We start from the raw sequence: 17,468 nt of genomic DNA, 5'->3' as shown, positions 1-17,468 counted from the left end.
GGGTTTCTACAGGTAATAGCGGCTGATGGTGTCGGCCACGCACCCGGGTTTAGTCTCGCCGTCGATTTCCACGGTCACGCGAATCCAGGCCTGCACGCCGCCTTCTATCGCTTCAGCGCGCAGCAGTTGGCCGACGCCGCGAACGCGTGCACCGGCTCGCACGGGTGCGGGGAAACGGATCTTGTCGCAGCCGTAGTTGACACCGAGCCGCGCACCGTCGATACGTACGATCTGCGGCAAAAAGAAATTGACGAGCGAGAGCGTCAGGAAGCCATGAGCGATGCATCCGCCAAACGGACCAAGCCGCGCGCGTTCAGCATCGACATGAACCCATTGATGATCGAGCGTGGCGTCCGCGAACAGTGCGATGCGCGCCTGCTCGACCTGCATCCACGCGCTTTCGCCGAGCCGTTCGCCGACCGCTGCCACCAGTTCGTCCGGATGAGCGAACACACGAACCGGTTGCGGGTTGCCGCACACTTCAGCCCGCAGGTTAGCCATATTGCTATCCATCACGCGTGCTGACTGCTGACCGACAGCACTTCGCCGGTCATATATGACGCGTAGTCGCTTGCCAGAAAGACCATCACGTTCGCCACCTCCCACACTTCCGCGGCGCGTCCGAATGCTTCACGCGACGCCAGTTGATCGAGCAGATCGGCCGAAGCCGACTTCTTCAGAAAATCGTGCAGTGCAATACTCGGTGCCACCGCGTTGATGCGCACGCCGTACGGCGCAGCTTCGAGTGCGGCGCAGCGCGTCAGGGCCATCACCCCGGCCTTCGCTGCCGCGTAGTGCGCCTGTTCTGCCTGCGCACGCCAGCCGAGCACCGACGCGTTATTCACGATCACGCCACGGCCACGCTGCTGCATATGCGGCAAGATCGCGCGTGTCATGCGGAAGGTGCCAGTGAGGCTAATGTCGATCACCCGCGACCATTCGGCATCGTCCATTTCGACGATGCGACGCGCGCCGCCAAGGCCGGCGTTGTTGATCAGCACGTCGACGCCTTGCATCCTGTCTTCGGCATCGGCCACCAGCGCACGTACGTCTTCTTCCACCGAGACGTTGCACAAACGCCCGTAGATCGCCTGCAAACCCGTTTCGGCGCGCAAGGTCTCGACCGCTTGCGCGAGGCGCCTCTCGTGAATGTCGGAGATGAAGAGCGCGCGGCAGCCTTCTTCGGCGCAGCGTTTGGCGGCGGCAAAGCCGATGCCCACACCGGCGGCCGCCGTAATCAGCACGGATTTGCCCGCCAGCAGTTGATGGCCCGGCACATAGGCAGGTGCGGTCCGCACCGTTTGAGACTCGTTCATAGGGTTCCTCGGGGTTCTCTTGGCATGCCGAGTCCGCGCTCGGCCATGATGTTCAATTGAATTTCGTTGGTGCCCGCGTAGATCGTGTCAGCGCGCGAGAAGAGGAACACGCCTTGCAGGCGGGTTCGCTTTGCATCGTCGCTGTCGATCAGATTGGCGTCGGGCCCAAGCACATCCATCGCCAGTTGGCCGAGCTCGCGATGCCAGTTCGACCAGTAGTATTTGTAGATCAGCGCTTCACGGCCCAACGCATTGCCGCCTTCATCGGCACCCGCGCCGGCCAGCATGCGCAGCGCGTTGTAACGCATCACGCGTAAGCCGGCCCACGCTCGCGCGATCCGTTGACGAATCAGCGGGTCGTTCGCGACACCCGCTTCATGCGCTGCGTCGACCACCCAATCGAGTTCGCGAATGAACTGCATCTGCTGACCGAGCGTGGACATGCCGCGCTCGAAACCGAGCAAAGTCATCGCGATGCGCCAGCCATCGCCGGGTTCGCCGACCAGATCTTCTGCTGCGGCAAGTGCGCCGTCGAAGAACACCTCGTTGAATTCGGCGCCGCCGTTCAATTGTTTGATCGGGCGAATCTCGACGCCGGGTTGATCGAGTGGCATCAACAGAAACGAAAGCCCGCGATTGCCGCGCGATTCCGGATCGGTGCGCGCGATCACAAAGATCCAGTCGGAATCGTGCGCGAGCGACGTCCAGACTTTCTGGCCATGCACGCGCCAATTGCCGTTTTCGTCACGGACTGCACGCGTACGGACGTTCGCGAGATCTGAACCCGCACCCGGCTCCGAATAGCCCTGGCACCAGAACTGCGTGCCGTTCAGGATGCCTGGCAGAAAACGCGTACGCTGATCGTCGGTGCCGCACGCAATCAAGGTGGGCCCGAGCAATCCTTCACCGATATGCCCCATGCGTCCTGGACCACCGGCGCGTGCGTACTCCTCGTGAAAAATCACCTGGTCGGCGACGGACATCGCCCGGCCGCCGTGTTCGGCGGACCAGCCCAGACCGGTCCAGCCGCCGCTTGCCAGTTCACGTTCCCATTTTTTTCGCAGCGCCGGATACGCTTCTTCGTCGCCGGGACCGCCGCGGTATTGCAGGCAGGCGAACTCGCCGCGCAGATGCGTGCTCATCCAGTCGGCAACTTCCACGCGCAAGTGTTGCTGTTGCGTTTCGCTGTTCATCAGAGCACTCCCGCGAGGACGGCTTGCGCGTGATCGGCATGATTGAATGGCACAGGCCGCACTGCGCTCGAAGCCTCGCCGCGGTCGATCACCTGCTCAGCGATGAACGACAGCATCTGCGCGGTCGTGCCGAATTGCGCACTGCAAGCCTGCGCGCGTTTGAAATACAGTTGAGGGTCGTATTCCCAGGTGAAGCCGACGCCGCCGTGCAACTGGATCGCTTCCTGAGCGCAGAAGCGGAATGCATCGTTAGCGGTGGCTTTTGCTGTGGCGATATCGGCAAGCACATCCGGTGGTAACGAAGCGCCTGCCTGAGCGCGCATAGCGTCCGGCACCTGAGTTCGCGCTTGATCCCCAGCTTGATCCCACGCCTGCGCCGCGCCGAGCACGGCCGAACGGGCCGCCTCGATTTCGACCATCATCTGCGCGCAGCGATGTTTGACCGCCTGAAACGACGCGATCGCACGGCCGAATTGCACGCGCTCTGCCGTATAGGAAAGCGTGAGGTCGAGGCATTGCTGCGCGCCACCGATCTGTTCGGCGGCCAGTGCCAGCGCCGCAAACCACGCGGTGACCGAGAACGCGCGTTGCGCCTCGCGACCACACGCCAGCAGCGCGTTACGCGGCACATCGACCGCATTCAACTCGATATGCGCCAACGGACGCGTCGCATCGAGTGTGACGAGTGGCGTGCGAGTGAGGCCGACAAGATCAGCGCAGTTCAATTCGAACAGCGCGATGGTTTGCGCTTCGTTCGCGATCAAAGCGGGCGCCAGCAACAGTCCGGCACTCGCTCCGTCAACAACCTGTGCCAAGGTTCCCGAAAGACGGTAACCGTCAGCCGTCTCTTCCGCATACACCGAAACCACCGGCGCATGAGCGCCAGGCGCAGCGTACGCCGAGGCTGTGCGCCCATCGACGCCAGTCGCTGCGTACGCAGAAGCCGTTCCTGCCTCGAAGCCAGCGCCTGCTTGCAACGCAAGCGTCGCACTCACGTCGCCGCTCGCGATCCGCGAGAGCCATTCACGAGCCGCGGCTGATTCGCACTGCGCCAACGCCGTCGCCGCCAGGCATACCGTGCCGAAGTAAGGCACGCAGGCAAGGCGCCGCCCCATCTGCTCCATCAGCAACACCAGTTCCATCGCGCCCAGACCCGCGCCGCCCACCGCTTCCGGCACGGTCAGCGCGCACCAGCCGAGCTCGCTTGCGAGCGTCTGCCACAGCCCCTCGTCGCGGCCCGCGCTGTGTTCGATCGCCTGCCGCACCGCCGCCGAGGCGCTGCGCTCGGCCAGCACCTCGGCCGCCGAATCGCGGATCATGGTTTGTTCTTCGGAGAGAGCGAGGTTCATCGCTTCAGCTTCCGTAGACTTGCTGCGCCGGCCTACGTTGAGCGACCAGCGCCGCCACCGCGCCGCCAACGTCAGCAACATGCCAGCGCGCGCCATTGTCGATGCGCGGCCCTGTGTGCCAGCCTTCGGCGACCGCGATCATGCCGCCCGCCGCTTCGAACACCTGACCGTTGACCTCGCGCGATTGCGCACTGCCGAGCCAGACAACCAGCGGCGCGACGTTGGCCGGATCGAAGTAATCGAAGCCGTCGGCGGGCTTTTGCATCATCTCGGCGAACACGCCTTCGGTCATCGACGTGCGCGCCGCCGGGGCCAACGCGTTCACTCGTACACCGTAACGTTGCAACTCCGCAGCCTGCATCAACGTCAATGCCGCAATTGCCGCCTTGGCCGCGCCATAGTTCGCCTGACCGATCGAACCTTGCAGACCCGCGCCCGAACTCGTATTGACGATGCGCGCATCCACCTCTCGCCCGGCCTTCGACGCGTCGCGCCACTCGCGCGTCAACAGTTGCGACAGACAGAAATGCCCGCGCAAATGCACCCGCATCACGTCGTCCCAATCGGCTTCGGTCATGCTGGTGAACATCCGATCGCGGCAAATGCCCGCGTTGTTCACCAGCACGTGAATCTCGCCGAACGCCTCACGCGTGGCGTCGATGATGCGTTGCGCGGTGTCGATACGCGTGATGTCGTCGGCATTCGCAAGTGCCCGGCCGCCAGCTCGAACGATCTCGTCGCAGACGGCTTGCGCGGCCTCCTGACGAATATCGTTGACTACCACCGCCGCACCCTCTGCCGCAAACGCCAGCGCGTATTCGCGGCCCAATCCTCCACCCGCACCGGTGATGATCACGGTGCGGTCGTTGCAGATTCCCATGCTTGATCCTCGTAGACAGTGATGCGTTCAGTGACGCATTTAAAGGCGCTCGATGATCGTGACGTTGGCAAGACCGCCGCCCTCGCACATCGTTTGCAAGCCGTAGCGGCCTTGCGTGCGTTCAAGCTCGTGCAGCAGGCTCGTCATCAACCGTGCGCCGGTTGCTCCCAGCGGATGACCAAGCGCGATCGCGCCGCCGTTCGGATTGGTCTTCTCGTGCGGATAGCGCAGTTCGGCAAGCCACGCGAGCGCCACCGAGGCAAACGCTTCGTTCAGTTCCACCACGTCGATGTCCTCCAGCGAGAGGCCGGCCTTCTTCAACGCGTGACGCGTCGCCGGAATCGGCGCGGTGAGCATCCATAGCGGATCGTCGCCGAGCACGCTCAGGTGATGGATGCGGGCACGCGGCGTGAGGCCGTAACGCTTGAGCGCCTCTTCGGAAACGATCAGCAGCGCCGCTGCCGCGTCACAGGTCTGGCTCGAGACAGCCGCCGTTAGCGCGCCACCGGGCATCAGCGGTTGAAGCGAAGCCATCTTGGCGAGCGTGGTGTCCTTGCGCGGTGTCTCGTCGTGTACGACACCGGCGACCGGCACGATTTCGCGCTTGAAGTGGCCACCTTCGATTGCCGCCAGCGCGCGCCGGTGACTCTCCAGCGCGTACCGCTCCATCGTTTCACGCGACAGGTTCCAGTGATCGGCGATTCGCTGCGCCGCATGGAACTGCGAGACCGGTGCGTCGCCAAAACGCGCGCGCCAGCCAATACTGCCCGAGAACGGATCGGTGAAACCAAGCGGCTCGGCCGCCGTCATCGCCGACGAAATCGGAATCTGCGTCATGGTCTGCACGCCACCCGCGACCACCACATCCTGCGTGCCGCTCATCACGGCCTGCGCGGCAAAGTGCACGGCCTGCTGCGAGGAACCGCATTGCCGGTCTATCGTGACGCCGGGCACGGTCAGCGGCAAACCGGCAGCGAGCCAGCAGGTGCGTGCGATATTGCCGGCCAGCGGGCCGATCGTATCGACACAGCCGAACACCACGTCGTCGTATTCATCGGCGGGAATGCCATTACGGGCGACCAGTTCCTTCAGCACGAAGCCGCCGAGATCCGCGGCATGCACCTGCGCGAGTCCGCCTTTGCGACGGCCGGTCGGCGTGCGCAACGCATCGACGATATAAGCCTGTTTCATCACGATTCCAGTTCGAAAGTACGGGCCGGTCCAATCGGAGCACATGACTCGATCAGCGCGTCGGCCACGCGGGCCTTGTGAAACGTCGTGTCGCCCCAACTGCCGGAGAGCGCCCAGATGCGTTTCATGAAGATCTGCAGGTCAAGCTCCCAGGTGTAGCCAATCGCGCCGTGCACCTGCATTGCATGGCGCGCGGCGAGCTGCGCCGCGGCGGTAGCAGCGAGCTTTGCGTGGGAAACATACAGCGCGCGGTTCGGGTCGTTGTCCGCGATCGCGCAGGCAGCCCGATACACCACCGGCCGTGCGAACTCATAACGGATCGCAACGTCAGCGAGCAGATGCTTCAGCGCCTGATACGAGCCGATCGGCTTGCCGAACTGCTTGCGTTGCGCGCTGTAGTCGATTGCAACGTCGAGCACGCGTTGCGTGAGGCCGAGCAATTGCGCCGCGACGGCGAACGCGCCCTGGTCGAGTGCGCGCGCCAGCAACGGTTGCGCCTCGGCTGCCGTTGCCACTCGTGTGCTCGCGCTCGCCTGCCAATCGAGCTCGAACAGCCGGCGCGAAGGGTCGATGCTTTCCACCGCGTTCAATCGGCAAGCGTCGGGCGCGAGCCAATGCAATTCACCCTCCCGCTCGCATAACAGAACCTGTGCGACGTGCGCATCGCTGACATACGGATTCACCGGATGCGCAATCGCCACGCGCGCCATACCCGCTGCAATATCGCGCAACAGCGCGTCGCGTTGCACGCTGGCGGGCAGACCTTCCAGCACGCCGACGGCCACGAGCGCCGTATCGAGTAACGGCTCAGGTCCCGCGAAATAACCATAGGTCTGCGCGAGCAACGCCCACTCCACAACGCCCAGCCCCAACCCGTCATGACTTTCCGGCACCGACACGGCTGTCAGCCCTTGCGAGGCGAACAGGTCCCACATGCGCTCTGAGCGGCCCGTGGGCGTGTTCCACAACTCGCGGATCAGCTCCGGCGTCATCTCCGTCATCAGAAAGCGCTTGACGCTGCTCGCCAACGCTTCCTGATCTTCGTTGAATACGAAATCCATAGTTCCTCGCTCAATCCTTTAAGCGTCTGAATGCAGAGTGCATGCTGGTTGCAGCACCGGCATCATGAGCGCGGCATCCCCAACATCCGTTCCGCGATGATGTTGCGCTGGATCTCGTTGGTGCCCGCATAGATCGGCCCGGCCTGCGCGAACAGGAAACCGTCGAGCCAGGTGCCAAGCGCCGCGTGTTGCTCGTGCGTTTGCGGCACGACCTCGGCCCGCGCGCCGAGAATATCGAGCGCGGTCTGGTGCATGCGCAGATCGAGTTCGGACCAGAACACCTTGTTGGTACTCGACTCCGCACCGATGTGGCCGCCCTTCTGCAAACGGCCCGCGGTGGCGTAGGTGGAGAGCGCGTAGGCCTGCGCGTCCATCCAGGCGCTGATTACCCTGTCGCGCAAGGTCGGATCGCGGTCAGCCTCCGCGCGGTGCGCCAGATAGAGCGCGCGCAACGCTTCGGCGGTTCGTTGAAAACGCGCGGGCGAGCGCAGCATCAAGCCGCGTTCGAACCCGGCGGTTGCCATGGCGACCTGCCAGCCCATGCCCTCACCGGCGAGACGATTCTCGACCGGCACGCGCACGTCGTCGAAGAAAATCTCAGCGAAACCGGTTTGGCCGTTCAATTGACGAATCGGCCGCACGGTAATGCCCGGTGTTGAAAGCGGCACCATCAGGAAGGTCAGCCCGTGGTGGCGCGTGGATTGCGGATCGCTGCGAAACAGGCCAAACAGCCAGTCGGCCCACACCGCGCGGGTCGACCAGATCTTCTGGCCGTTCAGGATGTACTCGCCGCCGGTACCGCCGTCAGTACGAATAGCACTCGCGCGGATCGCGGCCATGTCGGAGCCCGCGTTGGGCTCGGACCAGCCTTGCGCCCATACGTGTTCGCCCGCCGCCATCGCGGGCAAGAAGCGGGCCTTTTGCTCTTCCGTGCCGAAGTCCATCAAGGTCGGGCCGAGCAGGAAGATGCCGTTCTGATTGACGCGCATCGGTGCATCGGCGCGCCAGTATTCTTCTTCGAAGATCAGCCACTCGATCAGATCGCAGCCGCGGCCGCCCAGTTCACGCGGCCACGTCACCATGCTCCAGCGGCCCGAATGCAACGTGCGCTCCCATTCCCGATGCGCGGCAAAACCTGCTTCGGTGTCGAAGCTCGGCAGCGGTTCGCGCGGCACGTGGGCCGCGAGCCAGCTGCGAATCTCGGCGCGGAACGCGCGTTGCGCGGGCGTGTAGTCGAGCCTCATGCGCGCGCTCCGGCTTTGCGTTCGGCCTCATTGGCACCATTGAACTGCGCGTCGCGTTTTTCGACGAAGGCCGAGCGCGCTTCCGCCGAATCGTTCGTCATATACGCCTGCAATGTAAAGCCCTGCTCCCAGCGGTATTTGTCTTCGAGGTCGCCGTCTTCGACACCGTTTAACGCTTCTTTCGCGAGTTGCAGCATCGCGGGGCTTTTCGCGGCGATCTTGCGGGCAATCTCGAACGCCGCCTCGCGCAGTTGTTCGCGCGGCACCACGCGCTCGACCGCGCCGAGCCGGTAAGCTTCAGCGGCGTCGACCATATCGCCCGTGAAATACATGGCACGCACTTTCTGCACGCCGAACATGCGCTGCAGATGCGCGCCGCCCCCCATCGCACCGCGGTCGATTTCGGGTACGCCGAAACGCGCACAGTCGGACGCGACAATCACGTCCGCCGCACCGCAAATGCCGATGCCACCACCCAGCACGAAACCATGCACCGCGACGATCACCGGCTTCGGATTGCGGTGTACGGCGCGAAAGGTCGCGTAATTTCCGGCGTTGACTGCGATGATCCGCTCGGGATGTGCCGCCAGTTCCTTGATATCGACACCCGCGCAAAAACCGCGGCCTGCGCCGCGCAGCACGATCACGTGCACGCTGTCATCGCGGCCGAGTGCGTCGATTGCGTCGGCCAGCACTTGCCATCCGCTTGCATCGAGCGCGTTGACCGGCGGCTGGTCGATCACCAGTTCGCCGATGCCGCCCTCGCGTTCTATTCTGAACGGCAGCGAGCGGACGCTATTGATAGGTTCTGTCATGTCTCCGTCCCTGGTGAATGATGTAGATTTGCTTTATGAGGTCACGCATGGCGTAGCGCAACGGCGGTGCATACGTTGGATCGTGTGTCCCGTCATGGGTCGATTCACACGTGAACCGGCGCGCCGCGCATCGCCGCCAGCGCGTCGAGCCTCGCCACGGCTTCGTCGACGATGCGCGCGATCAAGGTCTCGCACGGCTCGATCGCGCCGATCACCGCAGCGACCTGGCCGCTCGGCAATACGCCCTCGTCTGGATTCCCGTCGACGATCGCACGCTGGATCAGAAACGGTGCGTTCGCCGCCATCAACGTCTGGCTCGCGGTGTAGCTGTGATCGCGTAGTGCCTTGAAGCCGAGCGCCGCCATCTGGCTCAGGCTCATGCCGCTCTGACGGCGCCACGCTTCAGCCGTGCGCAACGCGAATAGCGTGCGACGCAACGGGCCGAATGCTTCAAGGCGAAGCAGATAAGGGTTGTCGATCATTCGTTGCGGCAAGCCGTCCAGTGCTGCGGACACGCGAATTTGCGAAGGATCGGCCACGGCGACGTAGCGATCGAGGGTCGCGCGCGGCACCGGCGACTCGGCTGCCATCAGAAAGCGCGTGCCCATTGCAATGCCTGCCGCGCCGTAGCCGAGTGCCGCCGCGAGACCGCGTCCGTCGAAGAAGCCGCCTGCTGCGATCACCGGCACGTTCACTGCGTCCAGCACTTTAGGCAGCAACAGCGTGGTCGGCATCGAGCCGGTATGGCCGCCGCCTTCAGCGCCTTGCACCGTGACCGCATCGGCACCCAGTTCGACCGCTTTGGCCGCGTGTTTCGGTGCGCCCACGGTGGGAATACACATCACGCCAGCGTCTTTGAAGCGGCGGATCGTCTTAGCGTCAGGTCCACGACCGTAGCTAACCGCACGCAGCCGGTGCTTGATCGCCAGATCGACCACCTGCGCCGCATTCGGCTGAAACATATGGAAGTTGATGCCGAATGGCTTGTCCGTCAGCTCCTTTACGCGCAGGATCTCCGCTTCCACGCGGTCGGCTTCGAGCGTCGCGCCGGCGAGAAAGCCGAAGCCGCCCGCATTACAGGTCGCGGCGACGAGCCTGGCATCGGCGACCCAACCCATGGCCGTCTGCACAATCGGATAGCGGCAACCGAGCAGATCGCACAAGGGCGTATGCAAGGTTGCGCTCATGCGGCTTCTCCGTCGGCCTTTGCATCGCTGACGGCAGCGGGGCCCGGTCGCTGCGACTCGGCCATCTTGCGGGCGTCATAACCACCCAGCTTGTCGCCGCTCACCAGTTCGTTGTGCGCATGCGCGAAGTGATGCCATGCAAACGCCGCATCCATCGCCGCGCGCTTGCCTTGCAATTCTTCGACGTGGTTCACGGCCTGCTTGGTCAGCGTCAACCCGAGTCGCGGCATGCGCGCGATCTTCGCGGCGATTTCCGTCGTGGTGTCCTGCAAGCGCTCGCGTGGCACGACTCGATTGACCATGCCCATCTGATACGCGCGCGCCGCATCCATGCGCTCGCCGAGAAACAGAAACTCCTTGGCGATACGTGGATTCAATTCATAGGCATGCGCGAAATATTCGACGCCCGGGATACCCATGCGCACTACCGGATCGGAGAAGAATGCGTCGTCCGAGGCGACGATCAGGTCGCACACCCACGCCAACATCAGGCCGCCCGCGACACACGCGCCCTGCACCATCGCAATGGTCGGCTTGGGCAGATCGCGCCAGCGTCGGCACATGCCGAGATAGACCTCCTGCTCGCGAGCGTACAGAAACTCGCCGCCTTCCTTGCCAACATGGTCGTACCAGAGCGAAGTACGCTCGAACGACTGATCGATGTCGCGTCCCGGCGTGCCGATGTCGTGGCCCGCGGAGAAATGCTTGCCCGCGCCGGTGAGGACGATGACTTTCACCGCATCGTCGTTCGACGCACGCTTGAACGCGGCGTCGAGCGCATACGTCATCTTCGAGTTCTGCGCGTTGTGATACTCGGGGCGATTCATCGTAAGCGTGGCGATGCCGTCGCTCACACGATACTCGACAACGCTTTCGTGGATGTCGTGGGTGGCTTGCATGATGTCCCTCACACGCGACGCGGCGCGGGGTTATTGCGCACGACGCTCGCACGCAGGTTGTGCGGATCGAGCGCGCGCACAATGCGCAGATCGTCGGCGCCTGGCGGCGGTGTCACATGCATGTCGGTATGCGCGCGCAGTTCGAAACCGGTCGCGTCCTGCACTTCGTCGAAACTCACACCGGGATGCAGCGAACGCACCTGGACCGCGTGATTCGCACCGCCGAAGTCCATCACGCACAAATCGGTAATCACGCTGCGCAGATCGGTGAACGCACGCATGCCGGGGATTTCGCGCGCCGGGTTGTAGCCCACGCTGCACACCATGTCGACTTCACCGGCAACGAATGTGCGCTTGCCGTGGCCGGAGACGAAAAACGAATTCGCGTGATTGATGCTGTTGCCTGGAAAACCGCGCGCACCGAGCAATTGCGTTTTCGGGCGGGCATAGTCGTCACCGAGCCAGGAGATGTTGGCCTGGCCGAAGCGATCGATCTGCGTGGGCATCACCAGCGCGTGGCGTTTGCCGTGCCACACGCAATCGAACACACGCTCATAGGTCATCAAGCCGGACGCCTGCACGCGATAACCCGCTTCACGCGGCCCGAGCGGCACAGGACTTTCGACCAGGTACGCTTCACCGTCGGTGAGCATCAGACCCGCGTTGTACGCAAGGCGCGCGAGACCCGCGGCGAGGCGCGGTCCCGTGCCGATACCAGTCGCCAGCACTTCGCCGTCGTCGCGCCAGACGCGTGCCGCCGCGGCGATCATCAATTCGGCGAGGAAATAATCGAGAGAGTCGCTCATGTGCGCTCCATTACAGAATCGGCAACGGCAACGCCGCTACATGGGACCGCCCACCTGCGCGTTGCAGATAGCCCGGTTCGTCGGCGCCTACTACGTCACTCAGGTAAGCGGCTGTTTGTTGCGGATCTTCCGCGCTCGCGCAATACGTCTTCAGATGCGGCAAATCCCAGCCGTAAGCCGGCGCGCATGAAGTGGGATGCGCGCCGCACGGCGCGTGAACCACGCCGCTTACGAGTGATCGTTCGAAGGTGTTGCGGCGCGCGAGATCGAGGTCCTCGCTCGCCAGCGTTTCGACCAGCGTCTCGCTGCTGACAAAGCACTGCTTCGCCGCGCGTGCGAACCACGCGTCGAAGAAAGGATCCGGACCGTCGATGCGCGTATTGCCCATCCTGTCCGCAGCGTTCACGTGCAGCAGCGCGGCGTCGAGTTCGAGCGCCGGCATCGCCAGCAGCGTTTCACCGCCATACGGCGATTGCACGGTGCGCAAATGCGATGCGTGTTTCAGCAGATCGGTGCCCAGGCCGACGCGCGTCGGCAAAAACGGCAGACGTGCCGCCGCCGCGCGCAGGCCGAGTTGCAGCAGGCCTTCGTCGAGTTCCCATACGTCGAGCGTGCCGTTTTCACGTGCCCGTCGAAAATGCGGTTCGAGCGGAATCACATCGAGCGATACGAAGCCGAACACCAGCTTGCGGACTTTGCCCGCTGCGCACAGCAACCCGACATCAGGGCCGCCATAGGCGACCACAGTGAGGTCCTTCAGATTCGAGCGGACAATCTCGCGCACGAGCGCCATCGGCTTGCGGCGTGGACCCCAGCCGCCGATGCCGATCGTCATGCCGTCGGCGAGTTGCGCGACGGCATCGCGTGCACTGAGTGCTTTATCGAGTGGTTTCATGCGTTATTCCTGCAGGTTTCCTGCGTGTTTGCTGACTAGGGCCTAGCGAAATCCAACGCTGAAGTCGTGACCCCACAGGCTCACGCGCGTCGCCTCGTAGACGTTGTGCTGCGCCCAGTCGACCGTCAGGCCGCCATAGCCGTACTCCAGGTCGAAGCCGCCCGGCGTTTTCATGTAGAACGAGATCATGTGGTCGTTGCAATGACGGCCAAGCGTGGCGGAGAGCTTCACGTTTTGCGCTGCAACCCGGTCGAGCGCGCGGCCCACTTCGTCCATCGAGTCCACCTCAGCCATCACGTGGATGCAGCCGGACGGCACCGCGAGGTCCATGATCGCGAGGCTGTGATGACGCGCGTTCTTGCAGTGCAGAAAATGAATGCGTTTCTCGGGCTCGGCCGGATCGTCGGTGAAGCGAACGCGAAAGATGTCGGAGAGTTCGAAGCCGAGCACGTCGCGCAGGAATGCGTCGGTCGCGTCGAATTGGGGAGCGGGCAGCACGGCGTGACCCAGGCCCATCGTGCCGGTGACGAACCCGGACACGCCGAGCGGCGAGGTGAAGCGCCGGAAATCGGTGCGCACGCCCCAGAAGAACTCGTGCCGGTTGCCGGACGGATCGGTGCACCACACCATCGCCTGCACGCGGCGCAGCGCGGTTTCCTGCGCACTGGCGCGGGTCGCTTCCACACCGGCCTGCTCAAGGGCGCGGATCGCGTCGTCGAACGCGGCCGCGTCGGCCAGCTCCCAACCCGACGCGAAGTAGCGATCGGCGTCGCCGGGTACGATCAGGTAGCGAAAATCGCGCTCGTCCATCTTCACGTACAGCGCGCCATCTGTTGCGTCTTGCGCCTGCATGCCCAGCACGTTTTCCGTGTAGCCGCGCCATGTGCCGACATCTGCCGACTGCACGACGACGTAGCCTAAAGCCCGCACATCGATCATCTCCGACTCCTCCAGAAGCTGTTGTTGTCAGGCTTATTCTGGCGGTCCCGGGGGCGGCTAACATCGTCTGTTGGGACTAGCTTGCAGCGGTGTTTTCGGCGGTTTTTTCGTTGTTTTTGGCATCACTTTCGACAGCTTCCCGCAAGCGGTATTTGAGCACCTTGCCGGCCGCGCTGACAGGCAGTTGATCGACCAGCGTGAGATGCCGCGGCACCTTGTAGTTCGCCATGTTCTTGCGGGCCCAGTCGATCAGTTCTTCCGCGCTCGCCTGCTCGCCCGAACGCAGCACCACATATGCATGCCCTACTTCGCCGAGCCGCTCGTCGGGTACGCCGACCAGCGCCACCTGCGCCACCGCCGGATGCGCGTTGAACAGCCGCTCGATCTCGGCCGGATAGCAGTTGAAGCCGCCGACGATGAACATGTCCTTGATGCGATCAGTGATGCGCAGATAGCCGCGTTCGTCGAGCGTGCCGAGGTCGCCGGTATGCAGCCAGCCTTCGCCGTCGATCGTGTCGAAGGTAGTGTCCTGCTGCCCGAAATAGCCCTGCATCACGTTGTAGCCACGAATCAGGACTTCCCCTGTTTCGCCGGTGGCAACCGCGTCGCCGCTGCTGTCGGCGATACGGATCTCCACCCCGGGCATCGCGCGGCCCGATGTATTAGCAACGGTCTCGGCATCGTCGCCGTTGCGGCACAGCGTGGCAAAACCGCATGACTCAGTGAGCCCATAGCCCGTCAATACAGTTTCGAAACCCAGTTGCGCGCACATCCTTTCGATCAGACTCGGTGCAATCGCGGCGGCGCCTGTCACCGCGACTCGCAGTGAAGAGAGATCGCGCGTGGCCAGATCCGGCATGTCGAGCAACGCGTGATACAGCGTCGGCGGTCCCGGCAAAACAGAGACACGATCACGCACAATGCGTTCGAGCACGCGCTCCGGGTTAAACACCAGATGCGGCAGCACGGTCGCGCCGCTCGCGAACGCCGCGAGCCAGCCGGCCTTGTAGCCGAAGGCGTGGAAGAACGGATTGACGATCAGATAACGGTCGCTTTCGCGCAGCGTCACGATCTGCGCCCAATCGTGAACCGCGCGCAGGTTCTGACCGTGCGTCGTCATCACACCCTTGGGGCGACCCGTCGTGCCGGACGTGAACATGATGTCCATCAGCGTATCGGGGCGCACCGCCGCTTCGCGGGCGCGGAACGCCTCCATCGAGGTGCCAGCCGCGCGCAACAGGAACGCGTCCCAGGTTTCATCACGGCCGCCGCTCGATTCCGCTGCCGGGCCGTCGAACATCACCACCCGTTCGAGCGTGGCAGGACGGTGTGCCGCCAGCATGGCCGGATACGAATCGCCGAGGAAGGTGCCGCAGCAAAACAGCAGCCGCGCGCCGCTATCCTCGAGAATCGCTGCGGCTTCCAGCCCCTTCATGCGGGTATTGATCGGGACCAGCGCTGCGCCCGCGCTGTGAATCGCGAGTGCCGCCACGATCCATTCAGCAATGTTCGGCGCCCAGATCGCGACACGCTCGCCCGGCTGGATGCCGCAACTGATCAACGCGCGTGCCGCTTCGATCCGCGCAGCGTCCAGTTGCGCATAGCTCAGGTTGCCCTGGACTGTTTCGATCGCGATGCGCGTGCCGTAGCGCGTGGCGCCGCGCGCGATCAGCGCGGGCGTCGTCAGGATGTGGTTGAGCGTCATGATGAATTCGATGGATACGGTTCGCGGCAAGCGCAACACGCGAGAACCGCGCGTGCGAACCGCGAACCTAGTCGGGGAAAACCACGCGCAGCGTCGCGCTGGCGGGTGTCGCACTACAGGCAAGCGTCCAGCCGTCGGTCAGATCGGCCGCGTCGAGCACGTGGTTGGCGTTCAGGTTCACGCTGCCGGCTTCGACCCGGCACATGCAGGCGCCGCACAAACCGCTGCGGCACGAGTTGGGGGCCGGCACGTCGGCGCGCAGCATGGCATCGAGCAGGGTTTCGCCGGGTTCGCAGATGAAAGTGAAGGTGTTGCCGTCGAGCACGGTCTCGATCGCAGCGTTTGCGCCGGACGCTGTCTGGGGCGGTGCAATTGCGATAGGCACGTCAGGCGCTTCTGGCGCTATGGACGCAGCGCGCACTCCGGATGCTCCAGACGCCCCAGCGACCCCAGGCACGGACACCCCAGCCGTAACCGGCAAATCCGGTAGCGAAGCAAACCGCTCCACATGCACCTTCGCGCGCGGCAACCCCAGCGCAAGCATGGCTGCCAACGCGTTCTCCATGAACAGCGCCGGCCCGCAGATGAAGCATTCCTGCATACTCCATGGCCGCGCCAGCTCTTCCAGATGACGCTGCTGCGGAATGCCCTGCACGCTATCGAGCCAGTGAATCACGCGCAATCTTCCTGCGTGCCGCTGCCCGAGTTGCCGCAGTTCTTCGCTGAAAATAACCGACTGCGCGTCCCGATTCGCGTAGATCAGGGTCAGCATGCCGCGCCCGTTCACCAGCGCGGATTTGAGAATCGACAGCACCGGCGTGATGCCACTGCCACCCGCGAACAGGAGCAGGTCGCCATCCAGCGAACGCGGCGTGAACACACCCGCGGGCGCCATCACGTCGAGCTCGTCACCGGGCTGAATGCTGTCGCACATCCAGTTCGACACGCGCCCATCGCGCACCCGCTTGACGGTGATCTTCGGCGCGCGGTCGATGCCTGGCGCGCTCGAGAGCGAATAACAACGCTGCACGGTGGCATCCGCGCACGGCACCTTGAGCGTGAGAAACTGCCCCGGGCGATAGCTGAATGCATCGTGTAGCGCCTGCGGCAACTCGAACACGAAAGAGCGCGCGTCGGCGCTCTCCGCGATCACGTCCGCCACTTTGAGCCGGTGAAAACGCGAATCGGCCATGGCGTGGGAACTCAGGCAACGCCCATGATCAACTGCGCGTTGTCGATGCGATACTCGCTGCCGTTGATGAAACGCGATTCGTCGGAGGCGAGGAACAGCACCAGATTCGCGATGTCTTCCGGCAAACACATACGAGCGTGCGGATCGACCGACTGCGTGAGCGCTTCGCGCGTCCCCTCGGCTGCACCGAAGAACGGCGCGGTCATCGGCGTGAGAATGCCGTCCGGGTGAATCGTGTTGCAGCGGACCTTGTAGCCTTGCTGCTTGCAATGCGCCGCGATCGCGCGCGTCATCGCCGTCACCGCGCCTTTGCTGGCCGAATACGCGCAGAACGCGCCGAGCCCACCCAACGCCGCCACCGACGACATGTTGACGATCGAGCCACCCTTCTCCTTCATCGCCTTCACCGCCGCACGGCAACCTAGAAAATAGCCCTCGGCATTGATGCGCAGCACGCGCTGCCATTGTTCGAGCGTGGTGTCTTCAATGCTACCGAGCAACAGCACCGCAGCGTTGTTGACCAGCACATCCGGCGTACCGAAGGCCGTTTGCGTCGCACCGAATACATCGTTCCAGCCGGTTTCGGACGTGATGTCGTGACGCACGAACAGCGCGGCGTCGCCGATCTGCGCAGCCACTTCGCGGCCGGCTTCTTCGTTGACGTCGGTGAGCACGACGCGTGCGCCTTCACGGGCGAACAGCAATGCGTCCTGTTTGCCGACGCCGCTCGCGGCGCCTGTGACGACGGCGATCTTGCCTTTGAGTCTGTCTCCCATCTTCGTTCTCTCTTTCAGTG

17 protein-coding genes are annotated in these 17,468 nt (G+C 63.9%); all 17 read right to left on the bottom strand.

What is annotated here, in order from left to right; genetic code table 11:
• Positions 1-6 precede the first annotated feature (6 nt).
• Positions 7-501, bottom strand: coding sequence for a MaoC family dehydratase (locus tag ACUN0E_RS10425; RefSeq protein ID WP_408392459.1), 495 nt, complete (start codon positions 499-501; stop codon positions 7-9).
• An 11-nt stretch (positions 502-512) separates the two neighbouring features.
• A complete protein-coding gene (locus tag ACUN0E_RS10420; RefSeq protein ID WP_445566514.1) occupies positions 513-1,316 on the bottom strand; it encodes an SDR family oxidoreductase in 804 nt (267 codons plus the stop codon).
• Positions 1,313-2,509, bottom strand: a complete 1,197-nt coding sequence (locus ACUN0E_RS10415) for an acyl-CoA dehydrogenase family protein (protein WP_408228009.1) — start codon at positions 2,507-2,509, stop codon at positions 1,313-1,315. Before ACUN0E_RS10415 ends, ACUN0E_RS10420 begins: the two co-directional genes overlap by 4 nt.
• Positions 2,509-3,858, bottom strand: coding sequence for an acyl-CoA dehydrogenase family protein (locus ACUN0E_RS10410; protein WP_445566513.1), 1,350 nt, complete (start codon positions 3,856-3,858; stop codon positions 2,509-2,511). The genes ACUN0E_RS10415 and ACUN0E_RS10410 overlap by 1 nt, the downstream gene beginning before the upstream one ends.
• Positions 3,859-3,862: 4 nt before the next feature.
• A complete protein-coding gene (locus tag ACUN0E_RS10405) occupies positions 3,863-4,738 on the bottom strand; it encodes an SDR family oxidoreductase (RefSeq protein WP_445566512.1) in 876 nt (291 codons plus the stop codon).
• Positions 4,739-4,777: 39 nt separating this feature from the next.
• Positions 4,778-5,929: an acetyl-CoA C-acetyltransferase gene (locus ACUN0E_RS10400; RefSeq protein WP_445566511.1), complete on the bottom strand. Its 1,152-nt coding sequence runs from the start codon at positions 5,927-5,929 to the stop codon at positions 4,778-4,780.
• On the bottom strand, positions 5,929-6,990 hold the full coding sequence (locus ACUN0E_RS10395; protein ID WP_445566510.1) for an acyl-CoA dehydrogenase family protein: 1,062 nt from the start codon (positions 6,988-6,990) through the stop codon (positions 5,929-5,931). The genes ACUN0E_RS10400 and ACUN0E_RS10395 overlap by 1 nt, the downstream gene beginning before the upstream one ends.
• 62 nt (positions 6,991-7,052) lie before the next feature.
• Positions 7,053-8,234 carry an acyl-CoA dehydrogenase family protein gene (locus ACUN0E_RS10390; RefSeq protein WP_445566509.1) on the bottom strand — a complete coding sequence of 394 codons (1,182 nt, stop codon included), beginning with the start codon at positions 8,232-8,234 and terminating at the stop codon, positions 7,053-7,055.
• Positions 8,231-9,049 carry an enoyl-CoA hydratase family protein gene (locus ACUN0E_RS10385; protein ID WP_408392474.1) on the bottom strand — a complete coding sequence of 273 codons (819 nt, stop codon included), beginning with the start codon at positions 9,047-9,049 and terminating at the stop codon, positions 8,231-8,233. The genes ACUN0E_RS10390 and ACUN0E_RS10385 overlap by 4 nt, the downstream gene beginning before the upstream one ends.
• 104 nt (positions 9,050-9,153) lie before the next feature.
• Positions 9,154-10,236 (bottom strand): NAD(P)H-dependent flavin oxidoreductase, encoded by a 1,083-nt coding sequence (locus tag ACUN0E_RS10380; RefSeq protein ID WP_408227988.1) that lies wholly within the window; start codon positions 10,234-10,236, stop codon positions 9,154-9,156.
• Positions 10,233-11,135 (bottom strand): enoyl-CoA hydratase, encoded by a 903-nt coding sequence (locus ACUN0E_RS10375; RefSeq protein WP_408227985.1) that lies wholly within the window; start codon positions 11,133-11,135, stop codon positions 10,233-10,235. The genes ACUN0E_RS10380 and ACUN0E_RS10375 overlap by 4 nt, the downstream gene beginning before the upstream one ends.
• An 8-nt stretch (positions 11,136-11,143) precedes the next feature.
• Complete coding sequence (locus ACUN0E_RS10370; RefSeq protein ID WP_445566508.1) at positions 11,144-11,941, bottom strand: CoA-transferase subunit beta; 798 nt, start codon at positions 11,939-11,941, stop codon at positions 11,144-11,146.
• A gap of 10 nt (positions 11,942-11,951) precedes the next feature.
• The gene (locus tag ACUN0E_RS10365) at positions 11,952-12,836 is read right to left on the bottom strand and encodes a CoA transferase subunit A (protein WP_408508257.1); all 885 of its coding nucleotides are present in this window, start codon (positions 12,834-12,836) and stop codon (positions 11,952-11,954) included.
• A 42-nt stretch (positions 12,837-12,878) separates the two neighbouring features.
• Positions 12,879-13,775 carry a VOC family protein gene (locus ACUN0E_RS10360; protein WP_408340062.1) on the bottom strand — a complete coding sequence of 299 codons (897 nt, stop codon included), beginning with the start codon at positions 13,773-13,775 and terminating at the stop codon, positions 12,879-12,881.
• A 76-nt stretch (positions 13,776-13,851) separates the two neighbouring features.
• Positions 13,852-15,480 carry a FadD3 family acyl-CoA ligase gene (locus ACUN0E_RS10355; protein ID WP_408227973.1) on the bottom strand — a complete coding sequence of 543 codons (1,629 nt, stop codon included), beginning with the start codon at positions 15,478-15,480 and terminating at the stop codon, positions 13,852-13,854.
• A 67-nt stretch (positions 15,481-15,547) separates the two neighbouring features.
• Entirely contained in the window at positions 15,548-16,672 is a 1,125-nt protein-coding gene (locus ACUN0E_RS10350; RefSeq protein WP_408484267.1) for a 2Fe-2S iron-sulfur cluster-binding protein, read from the bottom strand.
• A gap of 11 nt (positions 16,673-16,683) precedes the next feature.
• A complete protein-coding gene (locus ACUN0E_RS10345) occupies positions 16,684-17,448 on the bottom strand; it encodes an SDR family oxidoreductase (RefSeq protein ID WP_408227968.1) in 765 nt (254 codons plus the stop codon).
• Positions 17,449-17,468: the final 20 nt, after the last annotated feature.

This window comes from Paraburkholderia sp. D1E (assembly GCF_052682275.1).
This window is presented reverse-complemented; position numbering and strand designations above follow the sequence as displayed.

Coding starts and splice junctions, on each gene's coding strand:
- ACUN0E_RS10425 (WP_408392459.1), bottom strand. CDS start 501: ATGGCTAACCTGCGGGCTGAAGTGTGCGGCAACCCGCAACCGGTTCGT.
- ACUN0E_RS10420 (WP_445566514.1), bottom strand. CDS start 1,316: ATGAACGAGTCTCAAACGGTGCGGACCGCACCTGCCTATGTGCCGGGC.
- ACUN0E_RS10415 (WP_408228009.1), bottom strand. CDS start 2,509: ATGAACAGCGAAACGCAACAGCAACACTTGCGCGTGGAAGTTGCCGAC.
- ACUN0E_RS10410 (WP_445566513.1), bottom strand. CDS start 3,858: ATGAACCTCGCTCTCTCCGAAGAACAAACCATGATCCGCGATTCGGCG.
- ACUN0E_RS10405 (WP_445566512.1), bottom strand. CDS start 4,738: ATGGGAATCTGCAACGACCGCACCGTGATCATCACCGGTGCGGGTGGA.
- ACUN0E_RS10400 (WP_445566511.1), bottom strand. CDS start 5,929: ATGAAACAGGCTTATATCGTCGATGCGTTGCGCACGCCGACCGGCCGT.
- ACUN0E_RS10395 (WP_445566510.1), bottom strand. CDS start 6,990: ATGGATTTCGTATTCAACGAAGATCAGGAAGCGTTGGCGAGCAGCGTC.
- ACUN0E_RS10390 (WP_445566509.1), bottom strand. CDS start 8,234: ATGAGGCTCGACTACACGCCCGCGCAACGCGCGTTCCGCGCCGAGATT.
- ACUN0E_RS10385 (WP_408392474.1), bottom strand. CDS start 9,049: ATGACAGAACCTATCAATAGCGTCCGCTCGCTGCCGTTCAGAATAGAA.
- ACUN0E_RS10380 (WP_408227988.1), bottom strand. CDS start 10,236: ATGAGCGCAACCTTGCATACGCCCTTGTGCGATCTGCTCGGTTGCCGC.
- ACUN0E_RS10375 (WP_408227985.1), bottom strand. CDS start 11,135: ATGCAAGCCACCCACGACATCCACGAAAGCGTTGTCGAGTATCGTGTG.
- ACUN0E_RS10370 (WP_445566508.1), bottom strand. CDS start 11,941: ATGAGCGACTCTCTCGATTATTTCCTCGCCGAATTGATGATCGCCGCG.
- ACUN0E_RS10365 (WP_408508257.1), bottom strand. CDS start 12,836: ATGAAACCACTCGATAAAGCACTCAGTGCACGCGATGCCGTCGCGCAA.
- ACUN0E_RS10360 (WP_408340062.1), bottom strand. CDS start 13,775: ATGATCGATGTGCGGGCTTTAGGCTACGTCGTCGTGCAGTCGGCAGAT.
- ACUN0E_RS10355 (WP_408227973.1), bottom strand. CDS start 15,480: ATGACGCTCAACCACATCCTGACGACGCCCGCGCTGATCGCGCGCGGC.
- ACUN0E_RS10350 (WP_408484267.1), bottom strand. CDS start 16,672: ATGGCCGATTCGCGTTTTCACCGGCTCAAAGTGGCGGACGTGATCGCG.
- ACUN0E_RS10345 (WP_408227968.1), bottom strand. CDS start 17,448: ATGGGAGACAGACTCAAAGGCAAGATCGCCGTCGTCACAGGCGCCGCG.